The sequence below is a fragment of the Spongiibacter pelagi genome (assembly GCF_014705705.1).
Classification (GTDB): domain Bacteria; phylum Pseudomonadota; class Gammaproteobacteria; order Pseudomonadales; family Spongiibacteraceae; genus Spongiibacter; species Spongiibacter pelagi.
In genome coordinates this window covers 41,805-63,496 of the sequence record NZ_JACXLD010000005.1, presented here as the reverse complement: position 1 = coordinate 63,496, position 21,692 = coordinate 41,805, and the positions used below count along the sequence as shown (strand labels likewise).

Sequence of the window (21,692 nt, the reverse complement as noted above, 5' to 3'; positions counted from 1 at the left end):
CTCCTACTAGCCTTCGCTGTCGGCAACTTTAACGGTGATATGACAAGATCTTTTCAGAATACGATCCGCACGGCCTTTGGCGCGTGGACGCAATCTTTTCAGAGTCATACCTTCGTCAACGAAAATGGTGGACACTTTCAGCTCATCCACGTCAGCGCCTTCATTGTGCTCAGCGTTTGCAATTGCAGAGTTGAGCACTTTCTTAACCAGAACCGCTGCTTTTTTAGGGCTGAAGGTCAACAGATCCAGCGCCTCTTCAACACCTTTGCCGCGAATCTGATCGGCAACCAAGCGTACTTTCTGGGCTGAGATTCGTGCGCCTTTTAAACGTGCTGCTACTTCCATCTTTAAAAGCCTCTCTCGACCCAAGCTTAACGCTTGGCCTTTTTGTCAGCCACGTGACCTTTGTAGGTACGAGTCGCGGCGAATTCACCCAGTTTGTGACCGACCATATCCTCGGACACCAGAACTGGAACGTGCTGACGACCGTTGTGAACAGCGATAGTCAGACCCACCATTTCAGGCAGAATCATCGAGCGACGCGACCAAGTTTTGATCGGACGGCGGTCATTTTTTTCCACTGCCGTTTCAACTTTCTTCAATAGGTGAAGATCGATAAACGGACCTTTTTTCAATGAACGTGGCACAAGCTAATCCTCTTTACTCTGATTGCTGCTTATCGCTTACTTGCGACGGTCGCGAACGATCAGTTTATCTGTACGCTTATTTTTACGGGTCTTATACCCTTTGGTCGGCATGCCCCATGGGGACACTGGATGACGACCACCAGAAGTACGACCTTCACCACCACCGTGTGGGTGATCGACAGGGTTCATAGCCACACCGCGAACAGTGGGACGAACACCGCGCCAACGCGCCGCACCGGCTTTACCTAACTTACGCAGGCTGTGCTCGCTGTTTGACACCTCACCGAGGGTCGCACGGCATTCGCTCAACACTTTGCGCATTTCACCACTGCGCAGACGCAGAGTGGCGTATTGACCTTCACGAGCAACCAACTGCACAGATGCACCAGCACTGCGAGCCAATTGCGCGCCTTTACCAGGCTTCATTTCTACACAGTGAACAGTCGCACCCACTGGGATATTGCGCAGCGGCAGAGTATTACCCGCTTTAATTGGCGCAGACTCACCAGAGAACACTTGATCGCCAGCACTTACGCCTTTAGGTGCGATAATGTAGCGACGCTCACCGTCAGCGTACTTAACCAACGCAATAAATGCGGTGCGGTTAGGATCATATTCCAGACGCTCAACTTCACCAGCGATACCATCTTTATTGCGTTTAAAGTCAATCAGACGGTAATGCTGCTTATGACCACCACCAACGTGACGAGTAGTGATACGACCATTGTTGTTACGACCACCATTACGGTTTTGCGCTTCAACCAAAGGCTTGTACGGCGCACCTTTGTGCAGATCCGAATTTACAACCTGAACAACAAAGCGGCGGCCAGGCGAAGTCGGTTTACTTTTTACAATTGCCATTTTGACTTAGCTCCAGACTTATTCAGCGACCGCGAAGTCGATTTCCTGACCCTGCTCAATGCTGACGTAGGCCTTTTTCCAATCAGGCTTCTTGGCAAAACCGTAGCGGTTACGCTTTACTTTGCCGTTGACATTCACAGTACGAACATCAGTTACGCTAACTTTGAACAACTTTTCTACTGCATGCTTGATCTCAAGCTTGGTAGCAGATGGCAGAACCTTGAACACCACCTGATTACCAACATCAGCACTCAGGGCCGCTTTTTCAGAAACGTGCGGGCCGAGCAGTACCTTATAGATACGTTCTGCGTTCATCCCAGCATCTCCTCAAACTTCTTCAGCGCACCTACAGTAGCCACAACTTTTTCATGACCAATCAGGCTAACTGGATCAACGCCCGCTACATCGCGAACATCAACATTAACAAGGTTGCGCGAAGCCAAGTACAGGTTGCCAGTCACTTCTTCGGTAACCAGCAGGGCGTTATCAGCACCCAGACCACCCAGCAACTTAACCAGCTCTTTGGTTTTTGGCGCTTCAAGTTCCAGCGACTCAACCACAACCAGACGATCCTGACGCGCCAACTCAGACAGAATTGAACGCAGGGCCGCACGGTACATTTTGCGGTTTACTTTCTGGCTGTGATCTTGCGGCTTAGCAGCAAAGGTCACACCACCAGTACGCCAGATCGGGCTGCGAGTAGTACCCGCACGAGCGCGACCAGTACCTTTTTGACGCCAAGGCTTTTTACCGCCACCACTCACTTCAGAGCGAGTTTTCTGCGCACGGGTACCCTGACGAGCACCAGCCAGAAAGGCAGTTACAACCTGATGAACCAGATCTTCATTAAACTCACGAGCAAAGGTGACATCGGAGACTTGAAGAGTCCCAGCGCCTGCCCCATTACCGGGTGTCGCAATATTCAATTCCACTGCTTAGCCCTCAAGATTTTTTTGCTTTCACGGCAGGGCGTACGATCACATCCCCACCTGGCGCACCAGGAACTGCGCCTTTAACCAGAATCAGATTGCGCTCGGCATCAACACGCACAACCTCAAGAGTTTGCACGGTTACTTGCTCAGCACCCATGTGCCCAGCCATCTTTTTGCCTTTAAATACACGACCTGGAGTCTGACACTGACCGATAGAACCTGGCGCACGATGCGACAGAGAGTTACCGTGAGTCATGTCCTGGGTACGGAAATTCCAGCGCTTAACACCACCCTGAAAACCTTTACCTTTAGACTGACCAGTCACGTCAACTTTTTGACCAGCTTCAAAAACCGCTACAGTCAATTCAGCGCCAACTTCTGGAGATTCATCCGCCTCTTCCAGACGGAATTCCCACAGACCACGACCAGCCTCTACGCCAGTTTTGGCGAAGTGGCCTGCTTCAGGCTTAGAAATGCGCGATGCCTTGCGAGCACCAGCGGTAACCTGAATGGCACGATAGCCATCAGATTCACCATCTTTGACACGGGCAACACGATTGGGCTCAACCTCAATCACGGTTACCGGAATAGATACGCCGTCATCAGTAAAAACGCGAGTCATGCCGCTTTTACGACCGACCAAACCAATAGTCATTTGCTCCAACCTCTCAGTGTACGGGGCTTAACCCTCTACGGCCGCGCTTTCGCGCGTTACACAACCCAGGGCCAGCCCCTGAGCGGGTCTGATAATTCAGAAAATTTTAGATAAATTAGCCAAGGCTAATTTGAACTTCTACACCAGCCGCCAGATCCAGCTTCATCAGTGCGTCTACAGTTTTTTCTGTAGGCTCAACGATATCCAGCATGCGCTTATGGGTGCGGATCTCGTATTGATCACGCGCATCCTTGTTCACATGCGGAGAAATCAAAACTGTGAAACGCTCTTTGCGTGTAGGCAGTGGAATTGGTCCACGTACCTGAGCACCAGTGCGCTTTGCAGTCTCAACAATCTCTTGCGTTGACGCATCAATGAGGCGGTGATCAAAAGCTTTTAAACGAATTCGAATCCGTTGATTTTGCACTTGATCCAACTCCCATCCCGAACGATATCCCGGGCGTTTCACGCTTTACAGATCCGCTTTACTTAGCAATCTGTAACAGACAACCCGAAAAAAGAAGCGGCATATTAATGATCCATTACCCTGTTGTCAACAACAATTTCAGAATGAATCAAATAATCCACCACATAATATTCACACCTAATCATTCCCTTGCTCAGGCACTAAAAAAGGAGGCCGAGGCCTCCTTTTTTCGATTAGCGGTATCGCTACCGCCGCACGACTTACTCTACGATTTTGGCAACAACGCCGGCGCCAACAGTACGACCGCCTTCACGGATCGCAAAGCGCAGACCTTCTTCCATCGCGATTGGTGCAATCAGGGTAACGTCCATTTTCACGTTATCGCCTGGCATTACCATTTCAGTACCTTCTGGCAGTTCACACGCACCAGTTACGTCAGTAGTACGGAAGTAGAACTGTGGACGGTAGCCTTTGAAGAAAGGAGTGTGACGACCACCTTCTTCTTTTGACAGTACGTATACTTCTGCTTCGAAGCGAGTGTGCGGCTTGATTGAACCGGGCTTACACAGAACCTGACCACGCTCAACTTCGTCACGCTTAGTACCACGCAGCAGAACACCAACGTTCTCACCAGCACGGCCTTCGTCCAGCAGCTTGCGGAACATCTCAACACCAGTACAGGTGGTCTTGGTGGTGTCGTGGATACCAACGATTTCGATTTCGTCGCCAGTTTTCAGAATGCCACGCTCAACACGGCCAGTTACTACAGTACCGCGACCAGAGATTGAGAATACGTCTTCGATTGGCATCAGGAATGGCATATCGATAGCGCGCTCAGGCTCAGGGATGTAAGTATCCAGCGCTTCAACCAGCTTCTTAACAGCAGTGGTACCCAGCTCGTTGTCGTCTTCGCCGTTCAGCGCCATCAGAGCAGAACCTGGGATGATTGGAGTGTCATCGCCTGGGAATTCGTAAGTGTCCAGCAGCTCGCGCAGTTCCATTTCAACCAGCTCAAGCATTTCGTTGTATTCGTCGGTGCCTACGCCGCCGCAATCTTCAGCCAGCAGGTCAGCTTTGTTCAGGAACACAACAATGTAAGGTACACCTACCTGACGAGACAGCAGGATGTGCTCGCGAGTTTGTGGCATTGGGCCGTCAGTGGCACCACATACCAAGATCGCGCCGTCCATCTGCGCCGCACCAGTGATCATGTTCTTAACATAGTCGGCGTGACCAGGGCAGTCTACGTGCGCGTAGTGACGTACGTTTGAATCGTATTCAACGTGTGAAGTCGCAATGGTGATACCGCGCTCACGCTCTTCAGGCGCATTGTCGATACCGTCAAATGCTACCGCTGTACCACCAAACACTTCCGCACATACGCGAGTCAGTGCTGCAGTCAGCGTGGTTTTACCATGGTCAACGTGACCAATGGTGCCCACGTTTACGTGGGGCTTATTACGTTCAAATTTTTCCTTAGCCACGGCTAATTTCCTCTAAAGTAATGAACCTAAAATTAAGCTCTATTTTTTGCAATTATCGCATCGGCAACGTTACGGGGAGCTTCCGCATATTTGGCAAACTCCATCGTAAAAGTCGCACGCCCTTGTGTCGCACTACGCAAGTCTGTCGCGTAACCAAACATTTCTGCCAGCGGAACTTCCGCATTAACAATCTTGCCCGATACGCTTTCATCCATACCCAGAATCATGCCGCGACGACGATTAAGGTCGCCAACCACATCACCCATATTTTCTTCCGGGGTTACCACTTCAACCTTCATCATGGGCTCAAGCAGCACTGCACCGCCATGCTCGGCCAATTTCTTGGTCGCCATGGATGCCGCTACTTTAAACGCCATTTCGTTGGAGTCAACATCATGGTAAGAACCATCGTAAACGGTCGCCTTCAAACCCAGCAGAGGATAGCCCGCTAGCACACCGTTTTGCATCTGCTCTGAAATGCCTTTCTGGATGGCCGGAATATATTCTTTAGGCACCACACCGCCAACGATTTCGTTGACGAATTCTAGTTGATCGTCGCCACTTTCTTCGGCTGGCTCAAAACGAATCCAGCAGTGACCGTACTGACCGCGACCACCTGACTGGCGCACAAACTTGCCTTCAATTTCGCACTTATTGCGAATTGCTTCGCGATAAGCCACCTGCGGCTTACCGATATTCGCTTCAACGCTAAATTCACGACGCATGCGATCAACAATGATATCGAGGTGAAGCTCACCCATACCCGAGATAATTGTTTGACCGGTTTCTTCGTCAGTTTTCACGCGAAAGGAGGGATCTTCTTGCGCCAATTTGCCCAGCGCAATACCCATTTTTTCCTGATCCGCTTTTGTTCTTGGCTCTACCGCAACCGAGATAACCGGCTCCGGGAACTCCATGCGCTCAAGAATAATGACATTATCAATGGCGCAGAGCGTATCGCCCGTGGTGACATCTTTAAGACCGATAGCGGCCGCGATATCACCTGCAAGCACTTCTTTAATTTCTTGACGGTCATTGGCATGCATTTGCACCATCCGACCGACACGTTCTTTTTTACCTTTAACCGAGTTATATACCGCCGAGCCACTTTCAAGCACACCGGAATAAACACGGAAGAAGGTTAGGGTTCCAACAAAGGGATCGGTAGCGATTTTAAAGGCCAGCGCAGCAAAAGGCGCATTGTCGTCAGCCTCGCGGGTATCGACGGTCTCACCGTCATCCAGCGTACCCTCAATCGCTTTCACTTGGTTAGGCGCTGGCATGTACTCAATTACCGCATCGAGCACCGCTTGAACACCTTTATTTTTGAAGGCGGAGCCGCCAAACACAGGAATAATTTCATTAGCCAGAGTACGCATACGAATACCCTGCTTGATCTCTTCCTCGCTCAGCTCACCATCTTCAAGGTATTTGTCCATCAACTCTTCAGAAGCTTCGGCCGCAGCCTCCACCATGTATTCGCGCATTTCTTCACACTGCGCCTGAAGGTCTTCTGGAATATCTTGATACTCAAAGGTCATACCTTGATCTTCCTCATTCCAGAGGATGGCCTTCATTTTGACCAGATCAACAACACCCTTGAATTCGTCTTCAGCACCGATGGTCATCTGCATAGGTACGGCATTGGCACCCAGACGATCACGCAACTGCTGAATAACGCGAGTAAAGCTCGCGCCGGTACGGTCCATCTTATTGACGAACACCATGCGCGGAACTTCATATTTATTGGCTTGGCGCCACACGGTTTCAGTTTGCGGCTGAACACCGGAGGAGCCACAAAGCACCACCACAGCGCCATCGAGCACCCGCAGCGAACGCTCAACTTCAATAGTGAAGTCAACGTGCCCAGGCGTGTCGATGATATTGATGCGATGCTGATCGAACTGCTGCTGCATACCCGCCCAGAAACAGGTGGTTGCAGCAGAAGTGATGGTAATACCGCGCTCTTGCTCCTGCTCCATCCAGTCCATGGTGGCAGCACCATCATGAACCTCGCCGATTTTATGAGACAAACCGGTATAGAACAGTACCCGTTCCGTAGTCGTGGTCTTACCAGCGTCTACGTGCGCACAGATACCGATATTACGATATCTGGCGATAGGTGTTTTACGAGCCACGGTATTTTCCTTAGCGCGAGTAACTTAGAAGCGGTAGTGCGAGAAGGCTTTGTTAGCTTCTGCCATACGGTGTACATCTTCACGCTTCTTAACTGCAGAGCCTTTGCCCTGAGAAGCGTCGATGATTTCACCAGCCAGACGCTGACGCATGGATTTTTCACCGCGACCACGAGAGTAATCTACCAACCAACGCATAGCCAACGCAGTGCGACGGCTTGGGCGAACCTCAACTGGAACTTGGTAGGTAGCACCACCAACACGGCGTGACTTAACCTCTACCATTGGCGCGATATTCTCAAGCGCCTCGTCGAATACTTCCAGGGGATCTTTGCTCAAACGTTCCTGCACCAGGTCCAGAGCTCCATATACGATGCGCTCTGCAACCGATTTTTTACCACTTACCATTACGTGGTTCATGAACTTCGCCAGGGTCAGATTCCCAAATTTTGGATCTGGAAGGATTTCCCGCTTGGCGGCGACGCGTCTTCTTGGCATGACTCTACTCTCTCTTCAGGTAAATCCGGTTACGATTTTCGCTTTGAACCGGCCTTACTTATAAAACGATAAAAAATCCTAACGGGGATTAACCCTTAGGACGCTTGGTTCCGTACTTGGAACGCGCTTGTTTACGGTTGTTAACACCGGAAGTATCCAGGCTGCCGCGAACAGTGTGGTAACGCACACCTGGCAAATCCTTAACACGACCACCGCGAATCAGCACAACACTGTGCTCTTGCAGGTTGTGGCCTTCACCACCGATGTAAGAAGAAACTTCAAAACCGTTAGTCAGACGCACACGGCAAACTTTACGCAGCGCTGAGTTAGGCTTCTTGGGGGTAGTGGTGTAAACACGAGTACACACACCACGACGCTGAGGACATGCCTGCAATGCAGGAACGTCGCTTTTTGCCGCTTTGCGTTTTCTCGGCTTACGAACCAACTGGTTGATCGTTGCCATTCATAACTCCAAATACAAAAACCAGCACCAAGGTACTGGTCGTTATTGCTCGTCAGATAATTCTGCCAAGCATAGAAAAAGTGGAGCGCGGATTTTAAAGATGCGCTCCACAGTCGTCAAGAGGGGTTAGTGCCGCCAGTGGCGCACTTATCCCTCAATATTTTCGCTCAAAGCTTCGGTCAGTGCCGCTTCGATTTCCTGAGCAGATACGGTGCTAGCCATAGCTTCTTCACGGCGCTGCTTACGCTCGCTGTGATAAGCCAGACCGGTACCGGCTGGAATCAGGCGACCCACAACCACGTTTTCCTTGAGGCCGCGCAGGTAATCGCGCTTGCCAGTTACCGCTGCTTCGGTCAGAACGCGAGTCGTTTCCTGGAACGAGGCCGCAGAGATAAAGGACTCTGTTGCCAACGAGGCCTTGGTAATACCCAGCAGTTCGCGCTCGTAAGAGCAGGCGATCTTGTCTTGAGCAGCCAGCATTTCGTTCTCAACCACCACGCGTACGTACTCAACCTGCTCGCCTTTGATGAATGAAGAATCACCAGAGGTAAGGATGTTGACCTTGCGCAGCATCTGACGGCAGATAACTTCGATGTGCTTATCGTTAATTTTTACACCCTGCAGACGGTAAACGTCTTGGATTTCGTTAACGATATATTTCGCCAGCTCTTCAACGCCTTTCAGACGCAGAATATCGTGCGGGCTCAATGGGCCTTCAGAAACAATCTCGCCCTTCTCAACCTGTTCACCTTCGAACACGGTCAGTTGACGCCATTTCGGAATCAGCACTTCGTAGTGATCGCTACCATCTGACAGCGGCTTGCCATCGGCTGGAGTAATTACCAAACGGCGCTTACCCTTGGTCTCTTTACCGAAGCTAACGGTACCGGAGATTTCCGCCAGAATCGCGGGCTCTTTTGGCTTGCGCGCTTCAAACAGGTCAGCAACGCGTGGCAGACCACCGGTGATGTCGCGAGTCTTCGAGCTTTCTTGAGGAATCTTGGCGATAACGTCACCAACTTTTACTTCTGAACCATTTTCCAGCGACACAATCGCCAGATCAGACAGGAAGTAGTGAGCAGGAACGTTGGTACCCGCTAGGCACAGTTCGTTGCCATCAGCATCAACCAGAGTCACCGCTGGACGCATATCTTTACCCGCCGCAGGACGCTCAGACTGCTCCATTACAGAGATGCTGCTTAAACCGGTCAGTTCGTCTGTTTGGCGCTTAACGGTAATACCCTCTTCCATACCGGACAGCTTCACGAAGCCCGCCACCTCAGTGATGATGGGGTGAGTGTGCGGATCCCAAGTCGCCACGATGGCACCAGCGGCCACTTCGTCGCGGTCTTGAACCTTGATAGAGGCACCGTATGGCAGCTTGTAGCGCTCGCGCTCACGGCCGTTGGCATCGGTAACTGCCAGTTCACCAGAACGGCTAACCGCAACCAGTGTGCCGTCTTCACGCTCAACGTATTTCAGATTGTGCAGACGCGCTTTACCGTCTTGCTTAACTTGAATGCTGTCGGCCGCAGTTGCCCGCGATGCCGCACCACCGATGTGGAAGGTACGCATGGTCAGCTGAGTACCGGGCTCACCGATTGACTGCGCAGCGATAACGCCCACAGATTCACCACGGTTAACCAAATGGCCACGCGCCAGATCACGGCCGTAACACATTGAACACACGCCGTGGCGAGTTTCACAGGTAATGGGCGAGCGCACTTCGATTTCGTCGATGCCCAGCTCTTCAAGCTGAACAATCCATTTCTCATCGAGCATCACGCCAGCTTCAACGGCCACGTCATCAGTACCGGGAACCATCACGTCTTTCGCAACGATACGACCCAGTACACGATCACCCAGCGATTCGATGATGTCGCCACCTTCGATTACTGGCGTCATCAACAGGCCTTGGTCAGTGCCACAGTCTTTGTCGGTAACAACCACGTCTTGCGCAACGTCTACCAGACGACGAGTCAGGTAACCAGAGTTTGCGGTTTTCAGTGCGGTATCCGCCAGACCTTTACGCGCACCGTGGGTCGAGATGAAGTACTGCAGTACGTTCAGACCTTCGCGGAAGTTCGCGGTGATTGGCGTTTCGATGATCGAGCCATCTGGCTTGGCCATCAGACCACGCATACCGGCCAACTGACGAATCTGCGCTGGGGAACCACGCGCACCAGAGTCGGCATACATATAAACCGAGTTGAAGGAGTCTTGCAGCTCTTCTTCGCCGTCGCGGTTAATCACTGGCTCTTTCGACAGACCTTCCATCATCGACTTAGAAACCAAGTCGTTGGCGCGAGACCAAATGTCGATAACCTTGTTGTATTTCTCACCCTGGGTAACCAGACCCGAGGCGTATTGCTTTTCAATTTCTAGAACTTCTGCATCAGCCGCTTCAACAATGCTGGCTTTTTGCACTGGAATTTCGAAGTCGTTTACACCGATGGAGCTACCGGAGCGAGTGGAGTACTCGAAACCGGTGTACATCAGTTGGTCGCCCAGAATTACTGTGGCTTTCAAACCAACCTGACGGTAACACTCGTTCAGCAAACGTGAGATCGCCTTTTTAACCATTGATTGGTTAACCAGCGAGAACGGCAGACCTTCTGGCACGATGCGCCACAGCACCACACGACCAACCGTGGTTTCAACCAGGCTGCGGTTAGTGTGGCTTTCGCCGTTTTCATCAACGATAACTTCTTTAATACGGCACTTGATACGCGCTTGCAGGTGTACTTTGCCACCGGCATAGGCACGCTGAACTTCCTGCGGGCTAGAGAACGCCATGCCTTCACCCAACGCATTAACGCGGGCGCGAGTCATCCAGTACAGCCCCAATACCACGTCCTGCGAAGGTACGATAATAGGCTCACCGTTTGCAGGCGACAGGATGTTGTTGGTCGACATCATCAGCGCACGAGCTTCAAGCTGTGCTTCCAATGTCAGCGGTACGTGTACCGCCATCTGGTCACCGTCGAAGTCGGCGTTATAGGCCGCACACACCAGTGGGTGCAACTGAATCGCTTTACCTTCGATCAGAACAGGTTCAAATGCCTGAATACCCAAACGGTGCAGTGTGGGCGCACGGTTCAGCATAACGGGGTGCTCGCGAATAACTTCAGCGAGGATATCCCACACTTCTGGTGGCTCACGCTCAACCATTTTCTTGGCGGCTTTAATAGTCGTCGCCAAACCGCGAGCTTCCAGCTTGCCGAAAATGAATGGCTTGAACAGCTCAAGGGCCATTTTCTTAGGCAGACCACACTGGTGCAGACGCAGAGTAGGACCCACCACGATAACCGAACGACCAGAGTAGTCGACGCGCTTACCCAGCAGGTTCTGACGGAAGCGACCTTGCTTACCTTTGATCATGTCAGCCAGTGACTTCAGCGGACGCTTGTTAGAGCCGGTAATAGCACGGCCACGACGACCGTTATCCAGCAGCGCATCCACAGATTCCTGCAGCATACGCTTTTCGTTGCGCACGATGATGTCTGGCGCGTTCAGATCCAGCAGGCGCTTCAGACGGTTGTTACGGTTGATAACCCGGCGATAAAGATCGTTCAGGTCAGAAGTCGCAAAACGACCACCATCCAGCGGTACCAATGGGCGCAGATCGGGCGGCAATACTGGCAGCACTTCCATAACCATCCACTCAGGCTTGTTGCCAGAGTCGGCCAGCGCTTCAATCAGCTTCAGGCGCTTGGACAGCTTCTTGATTTTGGTTTCAGAGTTGGTCGCCGGAATTTCTTCACGCAGGCGATTCACTTCTTCATTCAGGTCCAGCTCCAGCAGCAAATGCTGGATGGCTTCGGCACCCATCTTGGCAGTGAAATCGTCGCCAAACTCTTCCATTGCTTCGTAGTACTGCTCGTCATTGAGCAACTGACCTTTGTCCAGCGTAGTCATGCCGGGATCGGTCACAACATAGGATTCAAAGTACAGAATGCGCTCAATATCGCGCAGGGTCATGTCCAGCAACAAACCGATACGGCTTGGCAGTGACTTCAGGAACCAAATGTGAGCAACGGGGCTAGCCAGCTCGATGTGGCCCATGCGCTCACGACGCACCTTTGCCAGCGCCACTTCAACGCCACATTTTTCACAGATAACACCGCGGTGCTTCAGACGTTTGTACTTACCACACAGACACTCATAGTCCTTTACTGGGCCAAAAATTTTGGCGCAGAACAAGCCGTCACGCTCCGGCTTGAAGGTACGGTAGTTGATGGTTTCCGGCTTTTTAACTTCGCCGAATGACCAGGAGCGGATCAGCTCTGGCGATGCCAGTCCAATGCGAATTGAGTCAAACTCTTCGCTTTGCTGTCCCTGTTTCAAGAGATTCAATAAATCTTTCAAGGCCGTTCCTCCGCAAGGGTAATGTCAGGCGCCTCACCAATGGCGGGCGCCCCTTGCCAAATGTTGATGATGATTATTCGCTGTCCAACTCGATGTTGATACCGAGCGACCGGATTTCCTTAACCAGTACATTGAAAGACTCGGGCATGCCCGGCTCCATGCGCTGGTCGCCATCAACAATGTTTTTGTACATTTTGGTACGACCGTTTACGTCGTCCGACTTGACGGTCAGCATTTCCTGCAGGGTGTAGGCGGCGCCGTAAGCTTCCAGAGCCCAGACCTCCATCTCCCCGAAACGCTGACCACCAAACTGCGCCTTACCACCCAGCGGCTGCTGAGTAACCAGGCTGTACGAACCGGTAGAACGCGCGTGCATCTTGTCGTCTACCAAGTGGTTCAGTTTCAGCATGTACATATAGCCAACGGTAACAGGACGATCAAAAGAATCACCCGTACGACCGTCAAACAGTTTCAGCTGGCCACTTTCTGGCAGATCAGCCAACTTCAGCAGGCTCTTGATCTCAGCTTCATCAGCACCGTCAAATACCTGGGTTGCCATTGGCACACCACCACGAAGATTGCTTGCCATCTCCATGATTTCAGTGTCGCTGAAGCTCGCCAGATCTTCGGTACGGCCAGCGCCGTCGTTGTAGATCTTGCCGAGGAAGTCGCGTACTTCTGCTACTTTGCGCTGCTCGCGCACCATCAGATCGATCTTTTCGCCCAGACCTTTGGCCGCCAGACCAAGGTGAGTTTCCAGAATCTGACCAACGTTCATCCGCGACGGCACACCCAGTGGGTTCAGCACGATATCGACCGGCTGGCCGTTTTCGTCAAAGGGCATATCTTCAACCGGCATAATGACCGAGATAACCCCTTTGTTACCGTGACGACCCGCCATCTTGTCACCGGGCTGGATGCGGCGTTTGATCGCGAGATAAACCTTAACGATTTTCAGCACGCCGGGCGCCAGATCATCGCCAGAAGTCAGCTTGCGCTTCTTGTCTTCAAAACGTTCTTCCAAACGCTTTTTGTGCTCAGCCAACTGAACATCAGCATCTTCAAGTGCCGCATTAATAGCTTCATCAGCCAGACGCACTTTCAACCAATCTTCAGATTTCAGCTCTTCCAGACGCGCCGCATTCAGCTCTTCACCTTTCTTCAAGCCGGGACCGCTCAGCACTTTCTGACCCGCCAACAGGCTCTTCAGACGCGCAAAAGTCGCTTCTTCAACAATGCGGAACTCTTCGTTCAAATCCTTGCGGAATTGATTGAGCTGCATCTGTTCAATTTCCAGCGCGCGCTTGTCTTTTTCCAAACCATCGCGGGTGAACACCTGAACGTCGATAACCGTACCCTTGGTGCTTGAAGGCACACGCAGGGAGGTATCTTTAACGTCAGACGCTTTTTCACCGAAGATGGCGCGCAGCAATTTTTCTTCAGGGGTCAACTGGGTTTCGCCTTTTGGCGTTACCTTGCCCACCAGAATATCGCCGGGCCCAACTTCCGCACCGATGTACACAATGCCGGAGTCATCCAGATTCGCCAGCGCACCTTCACCCACATTGGGAATGTCCGCTGAAATTTCTTCTGGCCCAAGCTTGGTATCACGAGCGATACAAGTCAGCTCTTGAATGTGGATCGTGGTGAAACGATCTTCTTTTACCACTTTCTCAGACACCAGAATCGAGTCTTCGAAGTTGTAACCATTCCAAGGCATGAACGCGATGCGCATATTCTGACCCAGCGCCAGCTCACCCAAGTCAACGGATGGACCGTCGGCCAGAATGTCGCCACTTACCACTTTGTCGCCTTCGCGCACGAAAGGACGCTGGTTAATACAGGTGTTCTGGTTAGAACGGGTGTATTTGGTCAGGTTGTAGATATCAACCGGAGGCTGACCCACTTGCACTTCGTCGTTGTTAACGCGAACAACAATGCGTGAAGAATCCACGCTGTCGATCACACCGCCACGGCGAGCCACCACACACACACCACTGTCAGACGCAACATAACGCTCAAAACCGGTACCTACCAGTGGCTTGTCGGCTTTCAGTGTTGGCACAGCTTGACGCTGCATGTTCGATCCCATCAAGGCGCGGTTCGCGTCATCGTGTTCCAAGAAAGGAATCAACGAGGCCGCCACCGAAACTACCTGCTTGGGCGATACGTCCATATAGGTAACTTTTTCTGGCGGCATAACGGTGAATTCGTTCATATGACGAACCGCAACCATTTCCTCAACCAGCTCACCCTTGTCGTTCATTTCCGCAGAAGCCTGCGCAATCACTTGCTCAGCTTCGTTAATGGCAGACAGGAATTCGATTTCGTCAGTCACCTTGCCGTCGATAACCTTGCGGTACGGGCTTTCGAGGAAGCCGTACTCATTGGTACGCGCATAGGTTGCCAAGGAGTTAATCAGACCGATGTTCGGACCTTCAGGCGTTTCGATTGGACATACGCGACCGTAGTGAGTCGGGTGTACGTCACGAACCTCAAAGCCGGCACGCTCACGAGTCAAACCACCGGGGCCAAGTGCAGATACACGGCGCTTGTGAGTGATCTCAGACAGCGGGTTGTTCTGGTCCATAAACTGAGACAGCTGTGAAGAACCGAAAAATTCTTTCACTGCCGCCGCAACAGGCTTAGCGTTAATCAGGTCCTGAGGCATCAGGCCTTCGCTTTCCGCCATTGACAGACGTTCTTTAACCGCGCGCTCAACACGCACCAGACCCACACGGAATTGGTTTTCAGCCATCTCGCCCACAGAGCGAATACGGCGGTTACCCAAGTGGTCGATATCGTCAACGATGCCTTTACCGTTACGGATGCCAACCAGTGTTTTCAGAACCGCAACAATATCGTCTTTATCGAGAGTGCCAGCACCTTCGATTTCTTCACGGCCAAGGCGACGGTTGAACTTCATGCGACCAACCGCAGACAGGTCATAACGCTCAGCAGAGAAGAACAGGTTCTGGAACAAGTTCTCGGCAGATTCTTTGGTTGGTGGCTCGCCGGGGCGCATCATGCGATAGATTTCTACCAGCGCTTCCAACTCAGTGCTGGTTGGGTCGCTGCGCAGCGTATCGATAATGAATGGGCCACAATCCAGTTCGTTGGTATACAGCGTGTCGATACCATCGATGCCAGCCGCCTTGATCTGCTCGATCATGTCCAGTGTCAGCTCGCTGTTACAAGGGAACAGCACTTCACCGGTTTTAGTGTCGACAATGTCGCGCGCCAAGGCACGGCCAATCAGGTATTCCGCTGGCACTTCCAACTGGCTCAGATTGGCTTTTTCAATCTGACGGATGTGACGCGCAGTAATACGGCGACCGGTTTCAACGATAACCTTGCCGTTTTCGTCGAGAATATCGAAGGTTGCAACCTCACCACGCAGACGCTCAGGAATCAGTTCAATAGTGAACGTACCTTCCTCAGCAAACTTAAAGGTGTTGATGTCGTAGAACAGCTCGAGCATTTCCTCAGAGCTCATTCCAAGCGCACGCATCAGAATGGTTGCTGGCAATTTACGGCGACGGTCGATACGCACGTAAACCAGATCTTTGGGGTCGAACTCAAAGTCCAACCATGAGCCACGGTAAGGAATTACCCGGGCTGAATACAGCAACTTGCCTGAGGAGTGAGTCTTGCCACGATCGTGGTCGAAGAACACACCGGGCGAACGGTGTAGCTGGGAAACGATAACCCGCTCAGTACCATTGATAACAAAGGTACCGTTTTCGGTCATCAGGGGAATTTCCCCCATGTACACTTCCTGCTCTTTAATGTCTTTGATGCTTTTGCTGGATGATTCTTTATCGTAAATAATCAACCGCACTTTGACGCGCAGAGGCACAGAGTAGGTCACACCGCGCAGCTGACATTCACCAACGTCAAAAGCAGGCGCACCCAGAACATAGTCGACATACTCCAGCGCAGCATTGCCGGAATAGCTCACAATAGGGAAGATTGATTTGAACGCCGCGTGCAGGCCATGCTCGCCGCGCTCAGCAGCAGGAATGCCCTGCTGAGTAAACTTGGTATACGAATCTAACTGGATCGCAAGGAGGAAAGGCACGTCCATGACGTGTGGCAATTTGCCAAAATCCTTGCGGATGCGTTTTTTCTCAGTGTATGAGTAAGCCATCAGTACTCCCCAGCGTCTTTACATGATCCCGAGCAACTGGCAACGGAATCTCGAATACAGCCATCCCTAGCTGCCTTAATTCAAAACTCGAGTTTTGAACCGAAAATCTTAAACAGCAAAAGGCCGGCGGGCTAACCCACCAGCCTTTGCTTGAATGACCCAACAGCGGTCATTCGGCAACAACTTACTTGAGCTCGACAGTAGCGCCAGCTTCTTCCAGTTGTTTTTTCGCTTCTTCTGCGTCGGCTTTAGAAGCAGCTTCTTTAACAGTTGAAGGCGCGCCGTCAACCATTTCTTTAGCTTCTTTCAGGCCCAGACCAGTGATGGCGCGAACAGCTTTGATTACGTTAACTTTCTTCTCGCCAGCAGAGGCCAGAACAACGTCAAACTCAGTCTGCTCTTCAGCAGCAGCACCGCCTTCAGCAGCTGCAGCTGGAGCTGCAACAGCTACGGCAGCAGCCGCGCTAACACCAAACTTCTCTTCCATCGCAGAGATCAACTCTACAATGTCCATCACGCTCATTTCAGCGATTGCATTCAAAATATCGTCTTTAGACAGAGCCATTTTTAAACTCCTACTGTGTCAATGGTTAAAAAACTTTCAAGCTGCGATTAAGCAGCTTCTTTCTGATCGCGAACAGCCGCTACTACACGAACCAACTTGCTGGGGACTTCGTTCATGGTGCGTACCAACTTCGTTACCGGTGCTTGCATTACGCTCATCAGCATTGACAGCGCTTGCTCGCGGGTCGGCAGTTTCGCCAGTACATCCAATTGCTCGGAACCCATTAATTGGCCACTGACTGCCAGTGCTTTTACTTCAAAGTTCTTATGCTCTTTAGCAAAGTCTTTGAAAAGACGCGCCGCTGCACCGGGATCTTCCATCGAGAAAGCCAACAGAGAGGGGCCTTTGAAAGCCTCTTCTGCGCACTCGAAATCAGTTCCCTTCAACGCGATTTTTGCCAGAGTGTTGCGCACTACACGCATATCAACCTGGTTTTCACGCGCCAGCTTACGGAGCGTTGTCATTTCGCCAACTGTACACCCGCGGGCGTCAGCAATGACCAATGACAATGCACTTGCAGCAGTCTCGTTAACATCAGCTACGATCGCTTTCTTGTCTTCGAGTCTTAATGCCACTTGGATAACTCCTGGATTTGTCAGTTAATTACCGTAGATCGCCACCCCGAGGGATATTGACCGTGTTTCTGGTGAACAAATCCAATCCACCATCTGCGTAGGCCGGTGCCGGTAACGCCGCCGAAGCAACACACCTATTAAGAGAGTCCAACCCGAAAGTTTTCCTCTCACCTACGGTCTTTGATGGTCTTTGTCTTTTGACACAGTAGGTCAGTTGTCAAAGACCACAAAGGCTAGAGACCGCCACCCCAAACTGGGTAGCGATCGAATTTCTTACTTGGCAGCCAGGCTGCTTTGGTCAATCACTAGGCCCGGACCCATGGTCGAGGACAGGGTGATTTTCTTCAGGTAGATACCTTTAGCTGAAGCTGGCTTGGCCTTTTTCAGGTCAGACAGCAGAGCTTCAAGGTTTTCCTGAAGTGCATTGGCTTCAAACTTGATGCTGCCGATGGCGCCGTGAATGATGCCGTTCTTGTCGGTACGGTAACGAACCTGACCCGCTTTAGCATTCTTAACAGCAGTTTCAACATCGGGGGTAACAGTGCCAGTCTTAGGGTTTGGCATCAGGCCGCGTGGACCCAGAACCTGACCCAACTGACCCACAACGCGCATTGCATCAGGAGAGGCAACAACCACGTCGAAATCCATCATGCCGCCTTTAATTTGCTCGGCCAGATCATCCATACCAACAAAGTCTGCGCCAGCCGCTTTGGCTTTCTCAGCGTTGTCACCTTGAGTGAACACCGCTACACGCACTTCTTTACCAGTACCGTGAGGCAGAGTGGTCGCACCGCGAACCGCTTGATCTGATTTACGCGCATCAACACCGAGGTTGATTGCAACGTCTACCGCCTCAGGAAATTTAACTGCAGAAACTTCTTTCAGCAGAGCAACAGCTTCCTGAATAGAATACTGCTTACCAGCAACCACTTTCTCGCGGATTGCTTTCTGACGCTTGGTCAACTTGGCCATTTACACGCCCTCCACTTCAATACCAGCAGCGCGCGCGCTACCAGCAATAGTACGAACCGCCGCTTCCATATCTGCCGCAGTCAGATCTGGCATTTTCAGAGTGGCGATTTCTTCCAACTGAGCACGGCTTACCTTGCCCACTTTTTTAGTGTTTGGAGTGCCTGAACCGCTCTTAACGCCCGCTGCTTTTTTCAGCAGGAAAGAAGCTGGTGGAGTTTTGGTCACAAAAGTGAAGCTGCGATCAGAGTACACTGTGATAACAACAGGAATTGGCATGCCGTTTTCCATGCTCTGAGTTTGAGCATTGAAGGCTTTACAGAATTCCATGATGTTCACACCGTGCTGACCCAGAGCAGGACCAACTGGAGGACTTGGGTTGGCAGCGCCAGCGGCTACCTGAAGCTTAATGTAAGCTTCGACTTTCTTTGCCATTGTTTTCTCCTTTTGGGTATTAACGCCTCCAAGTTTTGCAACTCTTCACAGGCTCCCCGGTTAAAATTTTTGAATCTGAAACACAGACTCAAAACGCTGAGCTAAACGCTCAAATATCAGGTCTTCTCCACTTGGCTGAAATCGAGCTCAACCGGTGTAGAACGACCGAAAATCAGAACTGCCACGTGCAAACGGCTTTTCTCGTAGTTAACTTCCTCAACAACGCCATTGAAGTCATTGAAAGGACCATCGATAACACGAACCATTTCACCAGGCTCAAACAGGGTTTTGGGCTTAGGCTTCTCGCCACTTTCAACCCGCTGCAGAATCGCTTCTGCTTCTTTATCGGTAATGGGCGCAGGCTTATCTGCTTTACCACCAATAAAACCCATGACACGTGGCGTTTCTTTTACCAAGTGCCAAGTATCATCATCCAGCTCCATCTGAATCAGGACATAGCCGGGAAAGAATTTACGCTCGCTCTTACGCTTTTGACCACCGCGCATTTCAACAACCTCTTCGGTGGGCACCAACACCTCACCAAAACGATCGCCAATATTTGACAGCTCAATACGCTCTTTCAGCGCAGACGCAACTTTCTTTTCAAAACCGGAATAGGCGTGAACTACATACCAACGCTTTGACATCACTCACCTCAGCCTATTACCAAAGAGGCCAACCAACCCAGCAGAGTATCTAAACCCCACAGAATCAGCGCCGCAATCAATACAAACGCCACCACAATCAACGTAGTTTGCGTACCTTCCTGACGGCTAGGCCAAACTACCTTGCGGATTTCGGTGCGCGCACCCTGAAGCAACTCGAAAAAAGCTGCGCCACGCGCCGTTTGCACTGCAATAAACCCCGCCACCACTGCCAATACCAGCAACGCGATGACGCGATACAACAGGGATTCATCTGCGAAGTACATATTGCCAGTCACGCCTGCCGCGACTAACAAAACCACCAATAGCCATTTCAGACCATCAAAGCGGCTTTCACCTTCAGCCCTTGCTCCCATGTTTCAAAAACTTCCTATACCAAGCGCAAAACACCACTACGCTTGCGCGTAGCGGTGTCTGCGGAATAAGTGGCAGGCCAGGAGGGACTCGAACCCCCAACAGCCGGTTTTGGAGACCGGTGCTCTACCAATTGAACTACTGGCCTACAATACTTTTCTGCTGGGCATTGAGCCGCAGCTCAACACCCAATCACCAAAGGCGATTACTCTACGATTTTGGCAACAACGCCGGCGCCAACAGTACGACCGCCTTCACGGATCGCAAAGCGCAGACCTTCTTCCATCGCGATTGGTGCAATCAGGGTAACGTCCATTTTCACGTTATCGCCTGGCATTACCATTTCAGTACCTTCTGGCAGTTCACACGCACCAGTTACGTCAGTGGTACGGAAGTAGAACTGTGGACGGTAGCCTTTGAAGAAAGGAGTGTGACGACCACCTTCTTCTTTTGACAGTACGTATACTTCAGCTTCAAAGCGAGTGTGTGGCTTGATTGAACCGGGCTTACACAGAACCTGACCACGCTCAACTTCGTCACGCTTAGTACCACGCAGCAGAACACCAACGTTCTCACCAGCACGACCTTCGTCCAGCAGCTTGCGGAACATCTCAACACCAGTACAGGTGGTTTTGGTGGTGTCGTGGATACCAACGATTTCGATTTCGTCACCAGTTTTCAGAATGCCACGCTCAACACGGCCAGTTACTACAGTACCGCGACCAGAGATTGAGAATACGTCTTCGATTGGCATCAGGAATGGCATATCGATAGCGCGCTCAGGCTCAGGAATGTAAGTATCCAGCGCTTCAACCAGTTTCTTAACGGCGGTGGTACCCAGCTCGTTGTCGTCTTCGCCATTCAGGGCCATCAGAGCAGAACCTGGGATGATTGGAGTGTCATCACCTGGGAATTCGTAAGTGTCCAGCAGCTCGCGCAGTTCCATTTCAACCAGCTCAAGCATTTCGTTGTATTCGTCGGTGCCTACGCCGCCGCAATCTTCAGCCAGCAGGTCAGCTTTGTTCAGGAACACAACAATGTAAGGTACACCTACCTGACGAGACAGCAGGATGTGCTCGCGAGTTTGTGGCATTGGGCCGTCAGTGGCACCACATACCAGGATCGCGCCGTCCATCTGCGCCGCACCAGTGATCATGTTCTTAACATAGTCGGCGTGACCAGGGCAGTCTACGTGCGCGTAGTGGCGCAGGTTTGAATCGTATTCAACGTGTGAAGTCGCAATGGTGATACCGCGCTCACGCTCTTCAGGCGCATTGTCGATACCGTCAAATGCTACCGCTGTACCACCAAACACTTCCGCACATACGCGAGTCAGTGCTGCAGTCAGCGTGGTTTTACCATGGTCAACGTGACCAATGGTGCCCACGTTTACGTGGGGCTTATTACGTTCAAATTTTTCTTTAGCCATTGCGACAGTCTCCCAAGCAGACCCTTCAGCTTTCGCCGATCACCACAAAAGACAAAAGCCGCCCATTGCAGCTTTTGCCA

The 21,692-nt window shown here is 51.5% G+C and carries 20 protein-coding genes and 1 tRNA gene; all 21 read right to left on the bottom strand.

Annotated elements, in window-relative coordinates:
- Positions 1-6: 6 nt before the first annotated feature.
- The 21 genes from rplV to tuf (IB286_RS09895) all read right to left on the bottom strand — a co-directional run bounded on the left by rplV (position 7) and on the right by tuf (IB286_RS09895) (position 21,612).
- A complete protein-coding gene (gene rplV / locus IB286_RS09995) occupies positions 7-345 on the bottom strand; it encodes a 50S ribosomal protein L22 (RefSeq protein ID WP_190765091.1) in 339 nt (112 codons plus the stop codon).
- A gap of 26 nt (positions 346-371) precedes the next feature.
- Entirely contained in the window at positions 372-647 is a 276-nt protein-coding gene (gene rpsS / locus IB286_RS09990) for a 30S ribosomal protein S19 (RefSeq protein ID WP_190765089.1), read from the bottom strand.
- 36 nt (positions 648-683) lie between these two features.
- Complete coding sequence (rplB, locus tag IB286_RS09985; RefSeq protein WP_190765087.1) at positions 684-1,508, bottom strand: 50S ribosomal protein L2; 825 nt, start codon at positions 1,506-1,508, stop codon at positions 684-686.
- A gap of 18 nt (positions 1,509-1,526) precedes the next feature.
- A complete protein-coding gene (gene rplW / locus IB286_RS09980; protein ID WP_190765085.1) occupies positions 1,527-1,823 on the bottom strand; it encodes a 50S ribosomal protein L23 in 297 nt (98 codons plus the stop codon).
- Positions 1,820-2,440: a 50S ribosomal protein L4 gene (gene rplD / locus IB286_RS09975; RefSeq protein WP_190765083.1), complete on the bottom strand. Its 621-nt coding sequence runs from the start codon at positions 2,438-2,440 to the stop codon at positions 1,820-1,822. The genes rplW and rplD overlap by 4 nt, the downstream gene beginning before the upstream one ends.
- A 10-nt stretch (positions 2,441-2,450) precedes the next feature.
- On the bottom strand, positions 2,451-3,095 hold the full coding sequence (gene rplC, locus IB286_RS09970) for a 50S ribosomal protein L3 (RefSeq protein ID WP_190765081.1): 645 nt from the start codon (positions 3,093-3,095) through the stop codon (positions 2,451-2,453).
- Positions 3,096-3,210: 115 nt separating this feature from the next.
- Positions 3,211-3,522, bottom strand: a complete 312-nt coding sequence (rpsJ, locus tag IB286_RS09965; protein WP_190765415.1) for a 30S ribosomal protein S10 — start codon at positions 3,520-3,522, stop codon at positions 3,211-3,213.
- A gap of 260 nt (positions 3,523-3,782) precedes the next feature.
- A complete protein-coding gene (gene tuf, locus IB286_RS09960; protein WP_190765079.1) occupies positions 3,783-5,006 on the bottom strand; it encodes an elongation factor Tu in 1,224 nt (407 codons plus the stop codon).
- Positions 5,007-5,038: 32 nt separating this feature from the next.
- Positions 5,039-7,144 (bottom strand): elongation factor G, encoded by a 2,106-nt coding sequence (gene fusA / locus IB286_RS09955; protein ID WP_190765077.1) that lies wholly within the window; start codon positions 7,142-7,144, stop codon positions 5,039-5,041.
- A gap of 24 nt (positions 7,145-7,168) precedes the next feature.
- Positions 7,169-7,639: a 30S ribosomal protein S7 gene (rpsG, locus tag IB286_RS09950; protein ID WP_190765075.1), complete on the bottom strand. Its 471-nt coding sequence runs from the start codon at positions 7,637-7,639 to the stop codon at positions 7,169-7,171.
- A gap of 88 nt (positions 7,640-7,727) precedes the next feature.
- Positions 7,728-8,102: a 30S ribosomal protein S12 gene (rpsL, locus tag IB286_RS09945; RefSeq protein WP_190765073.1), complete on the bottom strand. Its 375-nt coding sequence runs from the start codon at positions 8,100-8,102 to the stop codon at positions 7,728-7,730.
- Between the two features lie 147 nt (positions 8,103-8,249).
- A complete protein-coding gene (gene rpoC / locus IB286_RS09940; RefSeq protein ID WP_190765071.1) occupies positions 8,250-12,470 on the bottom strand; it encodes a DNA-directed RNA polymerase subunit beta' in 4,221 nt (1,406 codons plus the stop codon).
- 73 nt (positions 12,471-12,543) lie between these two features.
- Positions 12,544-16,620 carry a DNA-directed RNA polymerase subunit beta gene (rpoB, locus tag IB286_RS09935; RefSeq protein ID WP_190765069.1) on the bottom strand — a complete coding sequence of 1,359 codons (4,077 nt, stop codon included), beginning with the start codon at positions 16,618-16,620 and terminating at the stop codon, positions 12,544-12,546.
- Between the two features lie 184 nt (positions 16,621-16,804).
- Complete coding sequence (rplL, locus tag IB286_RS09930) at positions 16,805-17,185, bottom strand: 50S ribosomal protein L7/L12 (RefSeq protein ID WP_190765067.1); 381 nt, start codon at positions 17,183-17,185, stop codon at positions 16,805-16,807.
- Between the two features lie 47 nt (positions 17,186-17,232).
- Positions 17,233-17,760, bottom strand: coding sequence for a 50S ribosomal protein L10 (rplJ, locus tag IB286_RS09925; RefSeq protein WP_190765065.1), 528 nt, complete (start codon positions 17,758-17,760; stop codon positions 17,233-17,235).
- Positions 17,761-18,033: 273 nt separating this feature from the next.
- Complete coding sequence (rplA, locus tag IB286_RS09920) at positions 18,034-18,732, bottom strand: 50S ribosomal protein L1 (protein ID WP_190765063.1); 699 nt, start codon at positions 18,730-18,732, stop codon at positions 18,034-18,036.
- Entirely contained in the window at positions 18,733-19,164 is a 432-nt protein-coding gene (gene rplK / locus IB286_RS09915) for a 50S ribosomal protein L11 (protein WP_190765061.1), read from the bottom strand.
- 116 nt (positions 19,165-19,280) lie between these two features.
- Positions 19,281-19,811: a transcription termination/antitermination protein NusG gene (nusG, locus tag IB286_RS09910; RefSeq protein ID WP_190765059.1), complete on the bottom strand. Its 531-nt coding sequence runs from the start codon at positions 19,809-19,811 to the stop codon at positions 19,281-19,283.
- 8 nt (positions 19,812-19,819) lie between these two features.
- On the bottom strand, positions 19,820-20,185 hold the full coding sequence (gene secE, locus IB286_RS09905) for a preprotein translocase subunit SecE (protein WP_190765057.1): 366 nt from the start codon (positions 20,183-20,185) through the stop codon (positions 19,820-19,822).
- Between the two features lie 70 nt (positions 20,186-20,255).
- Positions 20,256-20,331 (bottom strand) — tRNA-Trp (locus IB286_RS09900).
- 57 nt (positions 20,332-20,388) lie between these two features.
- Complete coding sequence (gene tuf / locus IB286_RS09895) at positions 20,389-21,612, bottom strand: elongation factor Tu (protein WP_190765055.1); 1,224 nt, start codon at positions 21,610-21,612, stop codon at positions 20,389-20,391.
- Positions 21,613-21,692 lie beyond the last annotated feature (80 nt).

Bases quoted from the DNA above. Each gene is read 5' to 3' on its own strand.
- nusG (WP_190765059.1), bottom strand. From the start codon at position 19,811: ATGTCAAAGCGTTGGTATGTAGTTCACGCCTATTCCGGTTTTGAAAAG.
- rpoB (WP_190765069.1), bottom strand. From the start codon at position 16,620: ATGGCTTACTCATACACTGAGAAAAAACGCATCCGCAAGGATTTTGGC.
- rplB (WP_190765087.1), bottom strand. From the start codon at position 1,508: ATGGCAATTGTAAAAAGTAAACCGACTTCGCCTGGCCGCCGCTTTGTT.
- rplA (WP_190765063.1), bottom strand. From the start codon at position 18,732: ATGGCCAAGTTGACCAAGCGTCAGAAAGCAATCCGCGAGAAAGTGGTT.
- rplL (WP_190765067.1), bottom strand. From the start codon at position 17,185: ATGGCTCTGTCTAAAGACGATATTTTGAATGCAATCGCTGAAATGAGC.
- tuf (WP_190765055.1), bottom strand. From the start codon at position 21,612: ATGGCTAAAGAAAAATTTGAACGTAATAAGCCCCACGTAAACGTGGGC.
- rpsG (WP_190765075.1), bottom strand. From the start codon at position 7,639: ATGCCAAGAAGACGCGTCGCCGCCAAGCGGGAAATCCTTCCAGATCCA.
- rpsL (WP_190765073.1), bottom strand. From the start codon at position 8,102: ATGGCAACGATCAACCAGTTGGTTCGTAAGCCGAGAAAACGCAAAGCG.
- rplC (WP_190765081.1), bottom strand. From the start codon at position 3,095: ATGACTATTGGTTTGGTCGGTCGTAAAAGCGGCATGACTCGCGTTTTT.
- rplV (WP_190765091.1), bottom strand. From the start codon at position 345: ATGGAAGTAGCAGCACGTTTAAAAGGCGCACGAATCTCAGCCCAGAAA.
- rplW (WP_190765085.1), bottom strand. From the start codon at position 1,823: ATGAACGCAGAACGTATCTATAAGGTACTGCTCGGCCCGCACGTTTCT.
- rplK (WP_190765061.1), bottom strand. From the start codon at position 19,164: ATGGCAAAGAAAGTCGAAGCTTACATTAAGCTTCAGGTAGCCGCTGGC.
- secE (WP_190765057.1), bottom strand. From the start codon at position 20,185: ATGGGAGCAAGGGCTGAAGGTGAAAGCCGCTTTGATGGTCTGAAATGG.